Source organism: Iodobacter sp. (assembly GCF_025352645.1).
Lineage (GTDB): Bacteria > Pseudomonadota > Gammaproteobacteria > Burkholderiales > Chitinibacteraceae > Iodobacter.
This window is the reverse complement of record NZ_JANXSO010000002.1, coordinates 17,316-36,337: the sequence shown is the minus strand read 5'-3', so window position 1 is coordinate 36,337 and position 19,022 is coordinate 17,316. Positions and strand designations below refer to the sequence as shown.

Genomic DNA, 19,022 nt, shown 5'->3' with positions numbered 1-19,022 from the left:
AGCATTAGGCTTCTCCACAAGCATCAACGTGGATCGGCTTTCGGCTGTCCATAATAGAAATCCGAGCCGGATCGCTAAAGACTTCCTTATCAAATGCCTTATCGCCATCGTCACGCGGCTGGCCATCGGCCTTGATATTGGCAAAGTCGTAGCGTTTAGGATCAGCCAAATGCGAAGGCACTACATTGCATACGGCAGTAAACATGGTTTCTAAACGGCCGGGGAAGCGTTTATCCCAATCGCGCAGCATGTCCGCAATAATCTGCCGCTGTAAATTGGGCTGAGAGCCACATAAATTACACGGGATAATAGGGAATTCACGGGCTTCGGCGTAGCGAACAATATCTTTTTCTTTACAATAAGCCAGCGGACGTATCACCACATGCTTACCGTTATCCGACACCAGCTTAGGCGGCATGCCTTTCAGCTTGCCACCGTAAAACATATTTAGGAACAGTGTGCTGAGAATATCGTCACGATGATGGCCCAGGGCAATCTTAGTTGCGCCAATTTCCTCCGCCACACGGTACAAAATCCCACGGCGTAAACGTGAACACAGGCTACAGGTGGTTTTGCCCTCTTCAATCACCCGGGTAACAATACTGTAGGTATCTTCTTCGACAATCCGATATTCAACACCAATGCCTGCCAGATAAGTCGGCAAAACATCCTCTGGAAAGCCCGGCTGCTTCTGATCCAAATTAACCGCAACAATGCTGAAGTTAATCGGTGCAGATTTTTGCAAGCCAAGTAAGATATCCAGCATGGTATAGCTGTCTTTACCGCCAGACAGGCACACCATCACCTTATCGCCTTCCTCAATCATATTGAAATGATTGATTGCATCGCCCACATTGTGGCGTAAGCGTTTGGCGAGCTTATTAAAATTGTACTGCTGTTTTTTTTCCGCTTCGGAAAGAGTTGAATCAGTCATACAGGGCACCAATGCAGAGCAGGGCGCATCGCGCCCTGCTGTAGATTCTTGAATTAATGCGGATTTTACCCGATTAGAGCGGATTACCGTAGATATTGCGGGGATTTTATTTACGCAACACAAAGACGAAGGGCAGATCTTCACTGCAAAGAGAAGCCCTACAACACCACGCTCCGCCCCCCATCCACCGGTAAAATCACCCCCGTTAAATAAGGCGCTTCCAGCAAAAAGTGGATGGCTTGCGCCAGATCATCGGGGCTGCCGTTACGGGCGAGAGGAATAGTATCAATAATGCGTTCACGCTCGGCATCATCAAACACCGATTCACCTTCGGGCCAGATATTGGCACCTGGGGCAACGGCGTTCACGCGCACTTCAGGAGCTAGATCTCTAGCCAGCGACTTGGTCATCGCCACAAGGCCCGCTTTGGCGATGGTATAGATCGTATGATTTTTATAAGGGCGATCGGCATGGATATCGGTGATCGAGACAATCGCACCGCCGGTTTTTCTAAGCTCAGCTGCAGCGGCTTGAGCAAGGAACAAAGGGGCTTTTAAATTGGAGCCAAGTAAATCCAGCCAAGCCATTTCGCTAAATTCGCCAATCGGTGTGGGGAAAAATGACGAAGCATTGTTCACCACCGCATCCAAACGCCCAAAAGCGGCTACGGCCGCCGTTACTAACTCCGGCAATCTGGCGGTATCTAGTAAATCTAATTGCGCCAGTGCAACAGATGCGGGGCGAATGGCGTTTAGCTCAGCAGCCAGCTGCTCAGCAGCAAGTGCAGATGAACGATAGTGCAGCAGCACTTGCCAGCCACGGGCGTGCAAATATCGCGCCAAACCCGCGCCTACTCTTTTCGCCCCACCGGTAATCAAAACTACTTTGTGCTGCATATTCTGTCCTCGCCCCATACAATATTGTTTTTATGCCTACGATTTTCCAGCCCCGATGACTAATCCGCAACTCCCCACGCCATCTGAAGAAGCGCTGCAAGCCAGCCAGGCTTTAATCTTACATATCCGCCAAGCGATTCATGCCAACGGTGGCTGGATTTCTTTTGCTGACTATATGCAAATGGCGCTCTACACGCCTGGCCTTGGCTATTACAGCGGGGGTGCGGCCAAATTTGGTGGAGCAGGTGATTTTATTACCGCCCCAGAGATCTCGCCGCTGTTTGGTACCTGCGTTGCCAACACCATCCAACACGTCTTACAGGAATGTGGTGGCGATGTGTTAGAAATTGGCGCAGGTACGGGGCAACTTGCCGCGCAAATCTTACTAGAACTAGAGCGCTTAGACGCCCTGCCCAGCGAATACTTTATTCTGGAGCTATCTGGCGAATTACGCGAGCGCCAGCGTAAAACGCTGCAAACACTGGTACCGCATCTAGCCCACAAGGCTAAATGGCTAGATGAATTACCTAGGCAATTTGTGGGCGTGATGGTTGGCAATGAAGTGCTGGATGCCATGCCCTGCGAGCTAGTGCGCTTTGACGGCTACAACTGGCTGCAATGTGGCGTAGTAGAAAACGACAGCGATCTGGCGTTTGAACATCGTGCTATGGATAATTTACGCTTAGAAGTGGCTTGCGAGCCCTTTCCGCATATCCCGCAATACACCACCGAAATCCAGCTAGAAGCACAGGGGTTTATTACCTCACTGGCGGCCAGTCTTCAGTTTGGCATGATTCTACTGATCGATTACGGCTTCCCCGCCGCCGAGTTTTACCACCCAGAGCGCAGCATGGGCACGCTGATAGGCCATTACCGCCACCACAGTATTCACGACCCTTTCTTTTTTCCTGGCCTGACGGATCTCACCTGCCACGTGGATTTCTCAGCAATTTACCGCGCAGCCGATCAGGCAGGGCTAAGCCTTGAAGGCTATACCTCACAAGCCAGCTACCTGATCGACACAGGGATTTTAGACCGCGCCGCGCAAATGGAAATCGGCAGTGTGGAATACCTAAGAATGTCGACCGCCCTGCAAAAGCTCACCAGCAATGCCGAAATGGGCGAGTTGTTTAAAGTCATCGCCTTTTCTAAAGAGCTACAAGGCAAAACTGCCCCAGGGCTAGGCGGACGGGATCGCTCGGGCGAGCTTTAAGTAAAGTTTACTTCTATATTGGGGAGACGCAACCACGGAGCTCTTCTCATGAAAGGTATTATTTTTACTGAGTTTCTAGAGCTTGTTGAGCAAACTTGGGGCGATGCAATGGCAGATCAGTTGCTAGATGAAACTGATTTGCCATCTGGCGGCGTTTACACGGCGGTGGGCACTTATCAGCACAGCGAAATCATCAGTCTAGTCAACGCGCTCAGTGCAAAATCCCAATTACCCGTTGCAAAGCTTTTACATATCTTTGGTGAACATCTTTTTGGCCGGTTTGTAGCGCTCTATCCCTCGTTTTTTACCGATGTACAAGACCCTTTAGACTTTTTACAGGGCATAGAACATATCATTCACGCTGAAGTGCTCAAGCTTTACCCCGATGCAGAGTTACCCCACTTTACTGCCGAGCGCTTAAGCCCAAACTCACTCATCCTTAAATACAATTCACCCCGAAAAATGGGCGACTTTGCTGCAGGCCTACTCACCGGCTGTATCCGCTATTTTGGCCAGCCCATTACATTAAGCACAGAAAATTACGCCGATTTCGATCTCTTTAAATTAAACCGCTATGGATGAGCAAGAACTACAGCGGCTACAAAAACGCAGCCAAAGAGAAAGACTGGCCCGCAAAGAGGCCGAAGCGCTGCTAGAAGCCAAAAGCCTAGATCTCTACACTGCCAACCAAGCTTTGCAAAAATTAGCTGATCAGCTAGAAGCACGGGTTGCGCAAAGAACGCAGCAACTAGAAGCCGCCCTTGATGCCAGCCAAGCCGCCACACGGGCAAAAAGTAGCTTTTTGGCCATCATGGGCCACGAAATTCGCACCCCGCTGAATGGCATTTTGGGCATTGCCCAATTACTAGAGCGCAGCCCACTTAACCCAGACCAAGCCAGCATGCTGGCCACACTCAGCCGCTGTGGCGATTCCCTTTTAACCCTTATTAACGAAATTCTGGATTACTCCAAGCTAGAAGCCAGCCAAATGATGCTGGAATCCACCCCTGTTAACCTGCCGGAATTACTGCACGATATCGTAAAGCTCTACCAGCCTATCGCCAGCAAAAAACAACTCTCGCTTACATTAGAAATCAACAGCAATGTAGAGCAGTGGATCAAAAGCGACCCGCTACGCCTAAGGCAAATTTTACAAAACCTGTTAGGCAACGCGATTAAATTTACTGAGCATGGCTATGTTTCCATCCTTGCTGAGCAATCACAACAAACGCTCACGCTTAAAATTAGCGATAGCGGTATAGGCATTAGGGAAGAACAGATTAATTCTTTATTTAAACCCTTCTCACAAGCCGATAGCACGATCACCCGCCAATATGGAGGCACCGGCCTAGGCTTGGCCATTGTTTCGCGCATCATCGAACTGATGGGCGGCGATATCCAGCTAACAAGCGAGTACGGATCAGGCAGCATTTTTTTAATCCATTTACCCCTACAAAGCAGCGATAGCACCACGCCTACCCATCTAGGTAAAGCCGCACCCACCCAACTGCCCCCAGATTTGCATGTGCTTATTGCAGAGGACAACGCAGTCAATCAATTTGTAGCTCAGCGCTGTATAGAGCAAGCCGGTGCACGGGCCACCGTGGTAGACAACGGCGAAGCGGCGCTGCAAATGCTAAAAATCATTCGTTTCCCCGTTGTGCTGATGGATTTATCCATGCCCGTCTTAGACGGGCTAAGCGCCTGCCGAGCCATCCGCGCCCAACCAGAATGCTATGGCCAGCCTTGGATTATCGCCCTCACCGCCAATTCACTCATCGACGATCGCTGCGCCTGCCTTGAAGCGGGCATGGATGACTTCATCGCAAAACCTTTTAATTTTGAACAAATTCAAGCAGCTATCAGCAGAGCCATCACCAAAGTCCCTACCGCGCCGCAAGCGAGCAAAAAATAAAACCACAAAATGTCGCCAAATTCTCATAAAGAGTGTTGACAGCTAAAATAAAAGAAACCATAATGCGTCCCTCTTTAAGGCTATGTAGCTCAGTTGGTTAGAGCACAGCACTCATAATGCTGGGGTCGCAGGTTCGAGTCCCGCCATAGCCACCAAGTACACGTTTCACACTGTTTCATACAGTACCTAGAACCCGCATAAAGCCTAGCTTTAGCGGGTTTTTTGTTGTCTTAACGTCCCACGCAATGCCATAGCAGCCCAACATTTTAGGTATACGTTTAGGTATACGGTCTAAGATATACCTATCCCCTGCCGGAGCGTATACCAATGGCCCGCCAAACCAAGCCCCTGACTAGTGCCGAGTGCAATAACGCCAAGCCCGCAGAAAAAGATTATTCAAAGTTTGACGGTGGAGGCTTATATCTACTGATCAAAAAAAACGGTAGCAAGATATGGCACTGCAAATACGCCAAGCCGAGTGGGAAAGCGGGGCTACTTTCATTTGGTGCTTACCCTGCCGTGGGCTTGGCGGATGCCCGCAGTATGCGAGAGGAGGTCAAAGCCTTACTTGCGCGTGGCATTGCCCCTCAAGAGCATAAGCAGCAACAAAATATAGCCGCCGTACTTAGTGCTGTTAATTCTTTTGAAACTGTGGCGCTGGAATGGCACGCCAAAGAGATGGCCTCGAGCAATTGGTCAACAGACCATGCAGGCCGAATTATGCAGCGCATCACGACTGACTTATTCCCCAGCATCGGCAAGCGCCCGATTGAATCACTCAAAACCCGTGATCTACTTATCCCCCTGCAATTGGCCGTAGCACGCGATGTATTAGACCTTGCCAAACGATTACGCCAATACATGACCGCCATCATGCGTTACGCTGTTCAAACAGGCCGCATCGACTCAAACCCAGCTTTAGATCTGCAAGGCGCTGTGGCTACCCGTAAAACCAAACACTACCCCGCCTTACCCTTACCCAGATTGTCCGAGCTGGTGCAGCGCATCGCCCATTACAGCGGCTCACATGTAGCCAAATACGCCACCCGCTTTGCATTACTCACAGGGGCAAGGTCGTCAGAGTTTCGTTTCTCTCGCTGGGCAGAATTTGATCTAGTTGCCGGTATTTGGACAATTCCAGAAGAGCGCGAGGCCGTGGCAAAAGTGAAGTTTTCCGACCGTGGCGAGAAGATGAGCCGTGAGCGAGTTATTTACCTATCACGGCAAACCGTAGCACTACTGGAGTCGCTGCAAGCCATTAATGGCCGGGTAATCCCCCCACAAAACCAGCTCATTTTTAAGTAGAATTTTCTCGCAGTCTTTGAGGAGCTCTACATGAAAGCCGTGAGCAATTAATAACGCCAGATTATGGCGATTTTAAAGCAAGCTGAAGCCGGTTCGACCGTTCCTGATCTCTGCCGAGAGCACGGTATGAGCTCTGCCTCTTTCTATAAGTGGCGCGCTAAATTTGGCGGCATGGATGTCTCGATGATGACGCGGATGAAAGAGCTGGAGAACGAAAATAAGCGCCTTAAAAAGATGTATATCGAAGCCCAAATGCAGGCGGACGTGATCAAGGAGGCCATGTCAGAAATCCTCTGAAACATCTCAGCGTCGTGAGATAGCTCGCTGGGCAGTTGAAACCAAGGCATTGTCTATTCGTGCGGCTTGCGCCAGCTTTGCAATTAGCACGACTTGCTATCGCTCTATTCGTAAGCTGGATGCAGAAAATGCCAAAATTGCGGAATCGCTGATTCAGCTCACTGAAACGCATCGCAAGTGGGGCTTTGGCCTTTGTTTTTTACATTTACGCAACGTCAAGAAAAAGCGCTGGAATCATAAACGCGTCTACCGGATTTATTGCGATTTAGAATTAAATCTGCGGATTAAGCCTAAAAAACGTTTATATCGCGAAACGCCAGCGCCATTAGCAGTGCCAGCGGCAAAAAATGAAACGTGGTCGATGGATTTTATCCACGATCAATTAGCCGATGGCCGCAGCATTCGCTTATTCAATGTGATTGATAATTTTAATCTTTTAATCTGGAAGGATTGGGCATTGAAGTCGATTTCTCTTTGCCAGCAGAGCGCGTCATACGCAGCCTGAATCAAATCATTGAATGGCGCGGCAAGCCCAAACGAATCAGGTCCGATAATGGCCCTGAATATATTAGCCATCTGCTAAAAAATTGGGCAGAGCAACAATCGATTGAATTGGCTTATATTCAGCCTGGCAATCCACAGCAAAACGCATATATTGAGCGTTATAATCGCACCGTGCGTTATGAATGGCTGGCCTGCGATAACATTGAAAGCCTTGCCGAAGTGCAAGAAACTGCAACGCAATGGCTTTGGACATACAATAATGAGCGCCCGCACATGGGATTGGGCGGCATCACCCCGAAACAAAAACTGGCATTACATCCCTGACCTCTACTTTTAAGTGAGCTTAAAAATGGGGGGATTACCCGGCCACTTAACTTCTTGGACTAAGGCCTTGCCCTCTTTGGCGGAGGTGGGTACGCCCATTTCAAGCAGCAGCTTATTGGCACGCTTTAAATCACGGTCTTTCAGCACATTATTGGCCCATGATTCGTGGTGAACATCTTGTGGTTGTTAATTCTACGGCCCCACCAAAATACGCTTAAGTCCTCCACATTTTGTCCGATATAGCGGATGACGATGGCTTTAGTTTCGTCTTTAAAATGGTCAGCTAGGCGTATTTTTTTAGTTAATGTAAGCAGAAAAGTTTAAATACGCTGCTTGCTGATGCTGGTTTTAAAACCGCGAATTAGATCAACAAGGGCCTGAGGCGCGTGCTTTGTTTTATGGGGCATGAGGCGGATAAATCAGGATAGGAAGATGGCAGTTCATCTTAATACCAACTTGGTGGCGATGAATACTCAACGTAATTTGAGTACGTCACAGAGTGCTTTGGCTATTTCTCTGAGCCGGATTTCCTCTGGCTTGCGGATCAACCGTGCGCAAGATGATGCTGCGGGGCTGGCCATTAGCAGCCGGATGACTTCCCAAATTAACGGTAGCAGCCAAGCAATTCGTAATGCCAATGATGGCATTTCTATGGTGCAAACCGCCGAAGGGGCAATGGGCGGGATATCAAACAGCCTGCAGCGTATGCGCGAGTTATCTGTTCAAGCTGCAAACGGGCCAATCTCTAGCTCAGATCGAAAGCTGATTAATGATGAGGTGCAGCAGCTCAGTGCAGAAATCCAGCGCATTGCCAGCGCCACGGATTTTAATGGCATTAAATTGCTCGACGGCAGTTTTAATGCCCGCACTTTTAATATTGGGGCCAATCAAGGCGATACGATTAGCATTAGCGCCATCAGCAATATGCAAACGTCGCATCTAGGCAGCACCGGCTCTTCATTTAAGGCGACGGTAACAGGTGGAGTAGTAACCGCCTCCCTCAATGCGGGCGACTTAAAGCTTAATGATTTTGCGATTGATGCCTCAACCGCGGGGGCGGCGGCGGGACAGGCGGCGGATAGTGCTTTTGCGCTAGCGGCAGCCATCAATGCCAGCACGGCTACATCGGGGGTAAGCGCCAGCGCCAATACCAATAAGCTCATCACTTCCGCGCCTTCTTCATTTACGGCGATTGCAGGCTTTAATATTAATGGTGTGGATATTGGCGGCGTTAGCGCGAGCACCGATGCCAGCAGCCAGGGCGCAAACTTTGCAGCGGCCATCCAAGGGGCGGCGGCCCAAACGGGCGTCAGCGCAACGGCTAGTGCGGGCATTGTGACGCTGAGCGCGGCAGATGGCCGCAATATTAATATTGGTTTAAGTGGCATTGCGGCCAATGCCGCTGCTGCGGCGGCAAACAAAGCCACATTTCTCAGCCAAAGTGGCCTATCCGCAGGCATGGTGGGCACTCAAGGAACGGCAGCCGTTGCGGCGCAAAACACCTTTAATATTGCGAATAATGTGGGGGCTGGCGCGCAGTTTGCGGTGAATGGCATTAGCTTTACCGTGCGTAATTCTGGGCTGGCTTCTGCGGTGGTCGATGCCAATCACGTAGATTTAAATATTGCTGGCGCAAGCAATAACGCGGCAACGGTATCATCGGCGCTTAGCGGCGCAATCTCTATGGCCCAATCAAATCCGCTTACGGCTGCAGCGCTTAGCGCCTTTAGTGTTGCGGACGGCGGCGGCACGGTGGTGCTCAATGATAATGCAGCTGGCGCATCCAGCACGTCCATCTCCAGCAACGCTGGCTCTGTGACCCGCAATATAGCGGGTGCCGCCAGTAGCAGCGGCAGTGCGGCGGCCAATCGCAGCACCATCAGTGTTTCTAGTTTAAGCACCGAAGGCCTAAGCATCGCCGGAGCCGCACCAGAAAGTGCAGGAATGACAGCAGGCAATACCGCCGCTATCGCCATCGCTTCGATCGTTGGGATCACTTCACTCAATACTTTAACGGCCTCCAGTGCGCAAAATGCGATTGCATCCTTAGATAGTGCTCTGGATATTGTTAATATCGCCCGTGGTGCCTTGGGGGCTTATCAAAACCGTTTTGTTGCCGCAGCATCTAATCTACAAAACACGCTAGAAAACCTAAGCGCATCGCGCAGCCGCATTCAAGATGCGGATTTTGCCGCTGAAACAGGCAGCATCACCCGCGCTAATATCTTGCAACAAGCAGGCACGGCGATGCTGGCTCAGGCCAACACCACCCCCTATATGGTGATGGCCCTGCTCAAAGGTGCGCTTTGAGCTTATTTGCCCACACCGATCATCGCCGTTGTATTGGTTCCTAAGCTGGTAGTAGGCAGCTGCCCATCCCACTTTTCTATCCATAGTGTCTGGTTTTTAAGCTGCGCGGCTTCTGCGCCGTATTTTTTAATGGCCTCACCTACGGTTTCTAAGGCTCTAGCATCGCCCTGTGCGGCAGCGATTTTGGCATCGGCTTGGCCTTTTGCAACGGCAACCGCATTAGCGGCATCGGCAAGATTTTTGCGCAGCATTGCTTCTGATCTTAAAGCTTCTTGGGTGGCTTGCAGCTTGGCATTGATGGCGGTTTGAATATTTTCTGGCAGCCGTAGCTCGTTCACAAAGCCAAACTGCTCAACCATAATCCCGTATTGATTCATTTCATGATTAATCTTGGTGCGCACTTCTTCGGCCAGCTTAATTTTGCCGCCAGATAGCAGCCCTTCGGCATCGTATTTAGTCCCGTAATTATTCAATGAATTACGAATAGCGTTGCGAATAATTTGGCTGGTAATTTCTTCATAGCCCCGCTTATATTTCTGATACAAAACAGGGGCTTTACCCGAATCAATACTATAAGAAATGCTGATATCGGCATTGATTACAATACCGGATGCCACTTGAAAATTCATGGATTCATCTGTAGGCGAGCCTTCTGTGGACGATTTAGTCCACGTATAGGTCTGGGTAAAGGTGGGGAACTCCATTACGCTGGTGCCAAGGCCAATTAAATGCCAGCCACTCGATAAAGGAATTGGCTCAACCTTGCCATCAATACGATTAAATTCAACTCCTACATGATTGGCCGAAACCGATGCCACAAAGATATGTAATGCAAAATACAATACGGCGATAACAGCAAGGCCAATCAATACGCGCAGGTGCTGAAAAATACTCATGATATTCATCATTGTCTCTTTTTAATTTTATCTACCGCAGAAAAATAAATCATCGCAGCAACGCCTTTAATGCGATTGGCATGCTTGCCGCCTTTATACGCTTACGATTACTTACACACAACAAACACGCAAAAAAATACAACAGCCCTAAATCCCAATCGCAATATTGCTGACTTATGCCGGCAATATAAGCCGCTTTAATCTGCTAAAATGCAGCGCATTCACGCATTGCAATACACTGCAATAATCGCTTTAAGCACGCTGCATTGCTGCTCTACCCGCCCCCAGTCGCCAGATTTGGGAGCTTTACTTGTAAGGCCCTTCATGATTACTACTCCTACTTCCCGCAAATCTGTCGCCATTATTGGTGGTGGTCCTGCTGGCCTAATGGCCGCCGAAATACTCATCCAAGGGGGGGTAGAAGTCGATTTATATGATGCAATGCCGTCAGTGGGGCGCAAGTTTTTGCTCGCCGGTGTAGGCGGTTTAAATATCACCCATTCCGAAGCCGCCGCGCCCTTCCTGGCCCGCTACGGCCAGCGCAGTGCAGAGCTACAGCCTCTGCTAGCGGCTTTTGGCAATGAAGCATTACAAGAATGGGTACATGGGCTTGGGGTCGAAACTTTTGTGGGTAGCTCGGGCCGTGTGTTTCCTAAGGAAATGAAAGCCGCCCCCCTGCTCAGAGCGTGGATTTCTCGGCTGCGTGCCAGCGGCGTAAAAATCCATGTGCGCCACCGCTGGTTAGGGTGGGATGATGCAGGCTTGCTGCGCTTTGATACGCCCGATGGAGAAATCAGCCGCAGTAGCCACAGCACCGTACTGGCCTTAGGTGGCGCAAGCTGGGCCAAGCTAGGCTCCGATGGTAAGTGGCAACCACTGCTGAGCGAGCGCGGCGTAGATATTGCACCATTAGAGCCTGCCAATTGTGGCTTTGATATTGGCTGGAGCGATCACTTAAGTGAGCGCTTCGCTGGCTCGCCACTCAAAGCCGTTGCCATTGAATTTAAAGGCCAGCGTAAACAAGGTGAATTTGTACTGACTAAGGGCGGTGTTGAAGGCAGCCTAATTTACACCTTCGCAGCGGCTTTTCGCGATGAGATTAAAGCCAATGGCAGCGCCGATATCCTGCTTGATTTAGCCCCAGGCAAATCACTGGAGCGGGTATTAGAAGACTTAAAGCGCCCACGCGGTGCCGATTCTATGGCCAGCCATTTACGCCGCAAGCTAGGTATTGAAGGGGTAAAAGCAGGCCTGCTACGCGAAGAGATCTCTCGCGATGACTTTAATAATATGGATAAACTAGCCGCAGCCATTAAAAGCCTGCCGCTCAAGCTACTTGCACCACGCCCAATTGATGAAGTGATCAGCAGCGCGGGTGGTGTGAAGTTTGCAGCAATGACCCCAGAGCTGATGCTAGAAAAAATGCCAGGGGTGTTTTGCTCGGGCGAAATGCTGGATTGGGAAGCGCCCACCGGCGGCTATTTAATCACCGCTTGCATGGCCAGTGGCCGCAAATCTGGATTGTCGGCACTGGAATGGCTGAAAAACCTTTAGTATTTTAGGCCACCATGTAGGCCAGCCCGCATGTCTGCGGCTAAGGCGGCATATGCTTGCTTTAGCCATTGCAGTAAATATGGCTCTACGTAAGAGTAAATAATTAATTCTGGCTCTATTGCTAGCCCCCCCCTCTTCGTTCTCTATAAAATCCAGACGTAAAAATCCTTCATAACGCGTCACCAAGCTTTTTTTTGGCAAAAAACCAGCTCAGGCAAGGCAAAACCTCTATTACCTGAGCTGGTTTTGTTTAAAAATAACTCATAAAACGTCCATATTAAGCTGACAAATACCCACCTAAGCAGATGCTGCCATCTAGGCTCTGTAGCTAGCTTCGCTCCCCATCCTCTTCATTTACTTACGCACAACCACCTTTAGCTAAATACTTGTCTACAAAGTGATTGCTGCACTATTCAGCGGCAACGCCATCTGGTGCAAAAAATACCAACCAGTTCCCTATGCTTGCCCATGACCTGCTGTCAGCTAAAACAGGAGCTTGGCAGCTTTGTGATGGCTGCTCATCCATAGTAAGCATGAGTGAGTAATTTTAAATGGGTGGTGCAAAATGTCTTCTTTCCAAAAAAACCTGATGATCTCCATCGCTTGCCTGATTGCGCTGGTTATCTTATTTGCCGTCTATGTCAGCCTGCATCTCAGGGTAGACAGCGCTAATTTGCAACGCTATCAGTCCTATCTGCTTGCCGATGAACTACGCCAGTCTTCCGATGATTTAACTCGGCTGGCACGCACCTATGTGGTATCGAGAGACCCAGCTTATGAGCGGCAATATATGGATATTCTGGCAATTCGTAATGGCGAAAAAGCTCGCCCAGAAAACTACAACCGCATCTACTGGGATTTTGTAGCGGCCACGGGCACGCCCCCCAGAGCCGATTCTGGCGTAAAACGCCCACTATTAGAAATGATGAAAGAGCTGGGTTTTACCGAACAGGAATTTGGCAAACTCACCGAAGCCAAAAAGAACTCAGATGGCCTAGTCAATACTGAAGTAGAGGCCATGGGCCTCGTCAAAAAAACCGGAGAAGGCGCAGAAGAAGGCTATGCCAAGGCGCGGGCCATGATGCACGATAAGAACTACCACACCAACAAAGCCAAAATCATGCAGCCTATTGATGAGTTTTATGCCCTGCTTGAAAGCCGTACAGAAAAAGCCGTGCAGGATGCTAACCAGCTGGCCAGCATTGCTAAAGTGGCCTTTATCATAGTCGGGCTAGTAACCCTGTTTATGCTGTGGCGTACCTTTGTGGCTTTGCGCAACACCGTAGGCGGCACAGTAGAGGAAGCAAGACAGCACATTGCCTATATGGCTGCCGGCGATTTTGCCCACAGGATTGAATCTGGTGGGCGTGACCCCGAAAGTTTTCTGGCTCTGATGGCCGATATGCAGCTTAAATTAAGCCATATCATGCAGCAGGTTTCAGACGCTGCTAAAGAAATTGAGAATGGCTCGGATGCAATCAGCACCGCATCTAATGATGCAGAAGAACTGGTTAAAACTCAGTCAGATTCAATGTTAGCCATGCGAGAAACGGTGCAGCAGCTGGTCAGCAGCATTAATCAGATTTCAAACAATGCCAGCAATGCGAGTGAAATGACCCGCTCTTCCAGCCAGACCTTAACGCGTGGCGACCAAGTGATTCGTGAAACGGTAGACAGCATTAAAACCATCGCGGCTACGGTGCAGGAAGCCTCCGGCAGCGTAGCCATGCTGACCGGCCATGCTCAGCAGATTTCCGTTATCGTGCAGGTGATCCGGGATATTGCCGACCAAACTAATCTGCTGGCTTTAAATGCCGCAATTGAAGCCGCACGCGCAGGCGAGCAAGGCCGAGGTTTTGCCGTAGTTGCAGATGAGGTTCGCAAACTTGCCGAACGCACCGCCAGCTCCACACAAGAAATCACCGATAAGGTGCGCAAAATACAAGAAGGCACCGAATACACGGCAGTCCATATGAATAATGGCGTAAACAAAGTCGAAATCGGCGTAGAGCTTGCCAGCCGAGCAGGCAGCGCTATAGAAACAATTCGCCTTGATGCCGGGGCAATGAGTAGCGTTATTGACGATATCAGCCACTCGCTGCAACAACAGTCACAGGAGGCCAATAAGGTTGTAGATAATATCGACCGCGTTTCTCAGTTGGCCTCAGCCAGCAGCAGCGCCGTTGAAAAAGCCTCAGGCAATGCCCGCCGCCTACGCGAGCTATCTAAAGCGCTGTCGGCAGAGATGAAACAGTTCCATCTGGTTTAGCATTAGCTTAAAGCAATTACTCCACCGCCCCGCCCAGCGTTTTATATAACGCCAGCAGATTACTCACCTGATCAAAGCGGTTTTGCAACAGGCTGGTTTGGGCGTTGCGGCGGCGGGCGCTAGCGTCCAGCCATGGCTGGATATCTGTGGCCCCCGCTTCAAAGCGCACCAAGGCAATATCATCTAGCTTACTAGCCAGCTGCGCTGAGCGCGCCAACTGCTGGTTTTGCTCGGCCAAGCGCATTCTGGCATCCAGCCCCTGCTCGGTTTCAGCCAGCGCTTTATAGAGTGTCTGCCTAAAAATGGTGAGCTGCTCTTCATACTGCGTACGCGTGATATCCAGATTCAGCTGATGCTTATTCCAATCAATAAATGGCAGCGCCAAATTTAGCCCAGCAGAGGCCAAAGGGTTCTGAAACAGCTCTGCCAGTGCAGAACTACTGCTCCCTAAGCTAGATGTGAGCGAAATACTGGGGTAAAACGCCGCTCTGGCGATATCAATCTGCGCAAGGCTAGCTCTTAATCTGGCCTCCATCGCCTGCAAATCTGGGCGTCTAGCTAAAACCTCGCTCGGTATCCCAGCTGCAATTACAGGTAAAACACCCTGCGGCAGGCTGGCACCGGCCAGCGTAAAGCTTTGCGGTGGCCGATCAAATAATAGACTCAGGCTATAAAAAGCGCTTTTTCTCTGCTGTAATAGCAGGGTATGGTTGGCTTCTTCGCTGATTAAGCCTTGCTCAGCGCTCAGCACCTCACTTTTGGCGAGTGCGCCTGCCTCGTCTTTAATGCGTAACAGCTCCAATACTTGGCGCAGCTGCTGCAAATTCAGCGTACTGGCCGCTAGCTTCTGTTCCAGCAAGGCAATGCTCCAATACTGATTGGCCACACTGCTAGCAATAGACAATTTAAGCGCCTGCCGGTCTGCCTCAGAGGCAATACTTTCTTCTCTAGCGGCTTTTCTATCGCTGACCAACTTGCCCCACAGATCAAACTCATAGCTGGCCGTGGCGCTCAGATTATAATTTTGCTTATTGAGTACCGGATCAAAACTGCGGCTGATACTGCCTCCGCCACCCACACCTAAGACTGGGGCTGCGGCGTGCTCGCTCTGCCCTTCTTTTAAGTGAGCACGCCGCAGCCTAATGGCCGCCACGGATAAATCTGCATTACTGTGCAAAGCATCATTTATCAGCGCAGTTAGCTTGGCATCATTAAAAGCCAACCACCACGCGCCACTCTGCTGTTCTGCGGCAGCAGAAGACTCTACCCAGTTGGCAGGCAAAGCCGGTAATGGCGCGCTTTGCTCAGGGCTAAGTAAGGAGCCGCAACCTGTTAGCAGTAGCGAGAGTAAAAGTATTTTTTTCATGCTTATTCTCGGGCTAGCGCTTCAATGGGGTCTAATCGTGCGGCATTGCGCGCGGGCAAAAAGCCAAAGAAAACGCCGATCAGCGTTGAGCAGATAAAGGCGGCAACAAAAGAGCCTAGGGAGAAAATCATTTTCCAATCCGGTAAGAAAAACTGCACTAATGCGCCAATACCCAGTGATAACAGCACGCCAATCACGCCGCCTATCAAGCAGACCAGTACTGATTCGGTTAAAAACTGCTGCATTACATCGCTTTGCCTTGCACCCACCGCCATCCGAATCCCAATTTCCCGCGTTCGCTCAGTCACCGATACCAACATAATATTCATCACACCGATGCCGCCAACTACAAGGGAAATCAGTGCAATCATCGACAGCAGCAAGGCCAGCATCTGGCTAGTTTGCTCGATTTTTTTAACTAGGCTGTCCATGTTGTAGATAAAGAAATCCTTGCTGCCGTGGCGCAGAGTCAGCAGTTTTTCTATACTTTGCTCGGCCGCAGCAGAGGATTGGCCGTCCTTTACCCGCACGGTGATATTGTTGAAATACTGCTGACCAAACAAACGGTTGGCCGTGGTGGTAAAAGGCAGCCAAGCCTGTAGGTTTTGCCCACCACCGCCAAAACCGCTCTTATTATCTGCCGCCACGCCAATCACCGTGGCAGGTAAGTTACCCACTAAAATCACCTTCCCTAGTGGATCTGCACCTTTGGCGAATAATTTACGCTGCGTGTTTTCATCAATCACTACCAGCTGTGCCTGCCGAGCGACATCTTCAGCATTAAAAAACCGCCCTAATGCAGGCTTTAGGCCATTCACGCGGAAATAAAACTCCCCTACCCCGCTCACACTACTGTTGACATCCAGAGCGCGGTGCCGCAAGCGTAAGCTGGTACTGGTGCTAGGCGTCACGCTATCCACAAAGGGCATAGACTGCAACGCGCTAAGATCGCCAGGCAGCAGCGTGCGCATGCTACCCGCCCTATCGTCACCCCAGTCTTTGCCGGGGAAGATGCTCATAGTGTTGCTGCCAATCTCACCAATATTTTGCAAAATTTTATGTTTAGCCCCCTCGCCAATCGCCACAATCGACACCACCGAAGTAATGCCAATCACCACACCCAGCATGGTCAGTAAGGTGCGCATACGGTTAGCCGACATCGCCCGCCACGCCATATTTAAAGCCGCTAAAAAACGATCAGCAACAATTCTTAAGGATTTGGCCTCTGCTGCATGCGGAGCGATTTTTCCTTCAACGGTGGCATTCACCGGCTTGCTACGATCGGCCACGATGCGGCCATCGCTAATCTCAACAATCCGCTCAGCGCAATCGGCCACTTTATGATCATGGGTAACAATAATAACGGTATGCCCCTGCGCGTGTAGCTCGCGCAGGATATTCATGACTTCTTCGCCGCTATGGCTATCCAGCGCACCGGTTGGCTCATCGGCCAAAATGACCTCGCCGCCATTCATTAGCGCACGGGCAATACTGACCCGCTGCTGCTGCCCGCCCGAAAGCTGATAAGGGCGGTGTTCAAGCTTATCGCTAAGGCCTAAACGGCTGAGCAGTGCTTGCGAACGTTGCTGCCGCGTAGCTCTTGCCAGACCCGAATACACTGCGGGCATTTCCACATTGCCCTGCGCAGATAAATGCGGCAAGAGATGGTAGCGCTGAAAAATAAAGCCGAAACGATCACGGCGCAAGCCTGCCAGCTCATCGCTATCTAAGCCCGACACATCACGCCCGTTGACTAAATAAGTGCCGGAGGTAGGCTTATCCAAGCAACCCAAAATATTCATCAGCGTTGATTTGCCCGAGCCAGATGCGCCCACAATGGCGACCATTTCACCTGCATGAATACAAAGGCTCACCTGATCCAGCACCACGGCTTCGCTTTCACCCGCCGGAAAGCTGCGAACAATATTCGTCAGCTCTAAAAGAGGCTTACGCACGCTATGCTCCAATCGATACGCTGGTATCAGATTTACCCGAGGCGGCGTCGCCAGTTACCACCAGATCGCCTTCTTTTAAGCCATCTAGCACCTCTACCTGCACATTATTATTGATGCCAGTTTTTATCTGCCGATTCACTGCAATGCCGTCTGCCCCCACCACCTGCACCGTGTAACGCCCGTCTTTTGCCCGCACGCCCAGCGCAATGGTTGGAATGCTTAACACGCTTTTCAGGTGATCAAGCACAATCGCCACCTGCGCCGTCATATCTTGGCGTAGCTCATGCTTAGGATTAGGCACTTCAAACAGCGCATTATAAAAAATAGCGTTGTTTACTTTCTCTGGTGTGGGCTGAATGGCACGCAGCTTGCCGTAATAGCGCTTATCCGGCTGGCCCAGCGTGGTGAAGTAAACGACCTGCCCAGCGTGGATTTTCATCACATCCGCCTCAGAAATCTGCGCTTTCACGGTGATAGTGTCTAAATCGGCTAAGGTTAAAAGATTAGGCGCTTGCTGGGCCGCAATCACGGTTTGCCCCTCCAGCGTGGTAATCGCCGCCACTTCGCCATCAATCGGCGCAAGAATGCGGGTGTAACCAAGACGGGTTTTTGCAGAATCAAGCGTAAGCTTGGCTTTTTTGACATCGGCATCGCGCTGTACCAAATCAGATTGCAGCGTTCTTTGCTTTAAACTTGCGTCCTCGACTGCCTGCCTTGATGTGGCTTCACGGCTCAGCATGGTTTGCTGACGGGCTAATTCTATTTTGGCCTGCTCTAATTGCAACAAAGTAGATTGCCTTTGCGCGAGTAATCCTTCCAATGAAGCCTCGGCATTCAGTGCCTCGTTTTGCGCCAGCTCCGGATCAATCGTCGCCAGCAGTTGGCCTTTTTTCACCCTATCGCCCAGAGCTACTTCCAGCTTTTGCAGCTGCCCAGAAACCTGCGCCCCCACGTCCACCTTACGAAATGCCTGCAAAGTACCTGTCGCCAGCACCGCGTTTTCTAAATCAGCCTTTGCCACCTTTGCCGTGGTGTATTGAGGTGCTGCTTTGCTAGGGAAAAAAATCGCTTTAATTCCCCAGCCAAGCAGAGCCAGCAGTATGACAACCACCAGCATACGCAGCCATGACCAACGCTTAAACGTCCAAACCATCACGCATCATTCCTTACAGCCAACAGGGCAAGGCGGATAGCATAACATCGGAATAACTCTTCTTTTGTCGTAAAAAAGTAGTGGAGTTGTATGTAAATATAGCCACCCTCTTATTCACCTAACCATGTAAA

At 50.4% G+C, this 19,022-nt stretch carries 14 protein-coding genes, 1 tRNA gene and 1 pseudogene; 9 read left to right on the top strand and 7 right to left on the bottom strand.

Annotated features, from left to right (window positions below):
• Positions 1 to 4 precede the first annotated feature (4 nt).
• On the bottom strand, positions 5 to 934 hold the full coding sequence (gene ttcA / locus Q0R17_RS00310; RefSeq protein WP_293930879.1) for a tRNA 2-thiocytidine(32) synthetase TtcA: 930 nt from the start codon (positions 932 to 934) through the stop codon (positions 5 to 7).
• A gap of 158 nt (positions 935 to 1,092) precedes the next feature.
• Positions 1,093 to 1,830, bottom strand: a complete 738-nt coding sequence (locus Q0R17_RS00305) for a pteridine reductase (protein ID WP_293930876.1) — start codon at positions 1,828 to 1,830, stop codon at positions 1,093 to 1,095.
• Between the two features lie 55 nt (positions 1,831 to 1,885).
• Between Q0R17_RS00305 and Q0R17_RS00300 the strand changes: the two genes are divergently transcribed.
• The 6 genes and pseudogenes from Q0R17_RS00300 to Q0R17_RS00275 all read left to right on the top strand — a co-directional run bounded on the left by Q0R17_RS00300 (position 1,886) and on the right by Q0R17_RS00275 (position 7,388).
• Positions 1,886 to 3,043 carry a class I SAM-dependent methyltransferase gene (locus Q0R17_RS00300; protein ID WP_293930873.1) on the top strand — a complete coding sequence of 386 codons (1,158 nt, stop codon included), beginning with the start codon at positions 1,886 to 1,888 and terminating at the stop codon, positions 3,041 to 3,043.
• Positions 3,044 to 3,091: 48 nt separating this feature from the next.
• Positions 3,092 to 3,625 carry a heme NO-binding domain-containing protein gene (locus Q0R17_RS00295; protein WP_293930870.1) on the top strand — a complete coding sequence of 178 codons (534 nt, stop codon included), beginning with the start codon at positions 3,092 to 3,094 and terminating at the stop codon, positions 3,623 to 3,625.
• Positions 3,618 to 4,958, top strand: a complete 1,341-nt coding sequence (locus Q0R17_RS00290; RefSeq protein ID WP_293930868.1) for an ATP-binding protein — start codon at positions 3,618 to 3,620, stop codon at positions 4,956 to 4,958. Before Q0R17_RS00295 ends, Q0R17_RS00290 begins: the two co-directional genes overlap by 8 nt.
• Before the next feature lie 78 nt (positions 4,959 to 5,036).
• Positions 5,037 to 5,113 (top strand) — tRNA-Met (locus Q0R17_RS00285).
• Positions 5,114 to 5,285: 172 nt separating this feature from the next.
• Positions 5,286 to 6,263, top strand: coding sequence for an integrase arm-type DNA-binding domain-containing protein (locus Q0R17_RS00280; protein ID WP_293930865.1), 978 nt, complete (start codon positions 5,286 to 5,288; stop codon positions 6,261 to 6,263).
• Positions 6,264 to 6,326: 63 nt separating this feature from the next.
• Positions 6,327 to 7,388, top strand: a pseudogene (locus Q0R17_RS00275) (IS3 family transposase).
• A 9-nt stretch (positions 7,389 to 7,397) separates the two neighbouring features.
• Here the strand turns inward: Q0R17_RS00275 and Q0R17_RS00270 are convergent.
• The gene (locus tag Q0R17_RS00270; RefSeq protein ID WP_293930863.1) at positions 7,398 to 7,535 is read right to left on the bottom strand and encodes a hypothetical protein; all 138 of its coding nucleotides are present in this window, start codon (positions 7,533 to 7,535) and stop codon (positions 7,398 to 7,400) included.
• A 285-nt stretch (positions 7,536 to 7,820) separates the two neighbouring features.
• On the opposite strand from Q0R17_RS00270, the gene Q0R17_RS00265 reads away from it, so the two are divergent.
• On the top strand, positions 7,821 to 9,698 hold the full coding sequence (locus Q0R17_RS00265) for a flagellin (RefSeq protein ID WP_293930861.1): 1,878 nt from the start codon (positions 7,821 to 7,823) through the stop codon (positions 9,696 to 9,698).
• A gap of 2 nt (positions 9,699 to 9,700) precedes the next feature.
• Here Q0R17_RS00265 and Q0R17_RS00260 read toward each other — a convergent pair whose 3' ends face one another.
• Positions 9,701 to 10,594: an SPFH domain-containing protein gene (locus tag Q0R17_RS00260; protein WP_293930858.1), complete on the bottom strand. Its 894-nt coding sequence runs from the start codon at positions 10,592 to 10,594 to the stop codon at positions 9,701 to 9,703.
• Between the two features lie 324 nt (positions 10,595 to 10,918).
• Between Q0R17_RS00260 and Q0R17_RS00255 the strand changes: the two genes are divergently transcribed.
• Together Q0R17_RS00255 and Q0R17_RS00250 are read left to right on the top strand one after the other, a co-directional pair.
• Complete coding sequence (locus Q0R17_RS00255; protein WP_293930856.1) at positions 10,919 to 12,148, top strand: TIGR03862 family flavoprotein; 1,230 nt, start codon at positions 10,919 to 10,921, stop codon at positions 12,146 to 12,148.
• Positions 12,149 to 12,713: 565 nt separating this feature from the next.
• Positions 12,714 to 14,417, top strand: a complete 1,704-nt coding sequence (locus tag Q0R17_RS00250) for a methyl-accepting chemotaxis protein (protein ID WP_293930853.1) — start codon at positions 12,714 to 12,716, stop codon at positions 14,415 to 14,417.
• A 16-nt stretch (positions 14,418 to 14,433) separates the two neighbouring features.
• On the opposite strand, the gene Q0R17_RS00245 is transcribed toward Q0R17_RS00250, so the two are convergent.
• From Q0R17_RS00245 to macA, 3 genes are read right to left on the bottom strand one after another with little or no spacing between them, the layout of a single operon-like run.
• On the bottom strand, positions 14,434 to 15,783 hold the full coding sequence (locus tag Q0R17_RS00245) for an efflux transporter outer membrane subunit (protein WP_293930850.1): 1,350 nt from the start codon (positions 15,781 to 15,783) through the stop codon (positions 14,434 to 14,436).
• A gap of 2 nt (positions 15,784 to 15,785) precedes the next feature.
• Complete coding sequence (gene macB, locus Q0R17_RS00240) at positions 15,786 to 17,738, bottom strand: macrolide ABC transporter ATP-binding protein/permease MacB (RefSeq protein ID WP_293930848.1); 1,953 nt, start codon at positions 17,736 to 17,738, stop codon at positions 15,786 to 15,788.
• A gap of 1 nt (position 17,739) precedes the next feature.
• Entirely contained in the window at positions 17,740 to 18,891 is a 1,152-nt protein-coding gene (gene macA / locus Q0R17_RS00235) for a macrolide transporter subunit MacA (RefSeq protein WP_293930884.1), read from the bottom strand.
• Between the last annotated feature and the right edge of the window lie 131 nt (positions 18,892 to 19,022).

Coding starts and splice junctions, on each gene's coding strand:
- ttcA (WP_293930879.1), bottom strand. CDS start 934: ATGACTGATTCAACTCTTTCCGAAGCGGAAAAAAAACAGCAGTACAAT.
- Q0R17_RS00290 (WP_293930868.1), top strand. CDS start 3,618: ATGGATGAGCAAGAACTACAGCGGCTACAAAAACGCAGCCAAAGAGAA.
- macA (WP_293930884.1), bottom strand. CDS start 18,891: ATGGTTTGGACGTTTAAGCGTTGGTCATGGCTGCGTATGCTGGTGGTT.
- Q0R17_RS00260 (WP_293930858.1), bottom strand. CDS start 10,594: ATGAGTATTTTTCAGCACCTGCGCGTATTGATTGGCCTTGCTGTTATC.
- Q0R17_RS00265 (WP_293930861.1), top strand. CDS start 7,821: ATGGCAGTTCATCTTAATACCAACTTGGTGGCGATGAATACTCAACGT.
- Q0R17_RS00245 (WP_293930850.1), bottom strand. CDS start 15,783: ATGAAAAAAATACTTTTACTCTCGCTACTGCTAACAGGTTGCGGCTCC.
- Q0R17_RS00305 (WP_293930876.1), bottom strand. CDS start 1,830: ATGCAGCACAAAGTAGTTTTGATTACCGGTGGGGCGAAAAGAGTAGGC.
- Q0R17_RS00300 (WP_293930873.1), top strand. CDS start 1,886: ATGACTAATCCGCAACTCCCCACGCCATCTGAAGAAGCGCTGCAAGCC.
- Q0R17_RS00295 (WP_293930870.1), top strand. CDS start 3,092: ATGAAAGGTATTATTTTTACTGAGTTTCTAGAGCTTGTTGAGCAAACT.
- Q0R17_RS00250 (WP_293930853.1), top strand. CDS start 12,714: ATGTCTTCTTTCCAAAAAAACCTGATGATCTCCATCGCTTGCCTGATT.
- Q0R17_RS00255 (WP_293930856.1), top strand. CDS start 10,919: ATGATTACTACTCCTACTTCCCGCAAATCTGTCGCCATTATTGGTGGT.
- Q0R17_RS00280 (WP_293930865.1), top strand. CDS start 5,286: ATGGCCCGCCAAACCAAGCCCCTGACTAGTGCCGAGTGCAATAACGCC.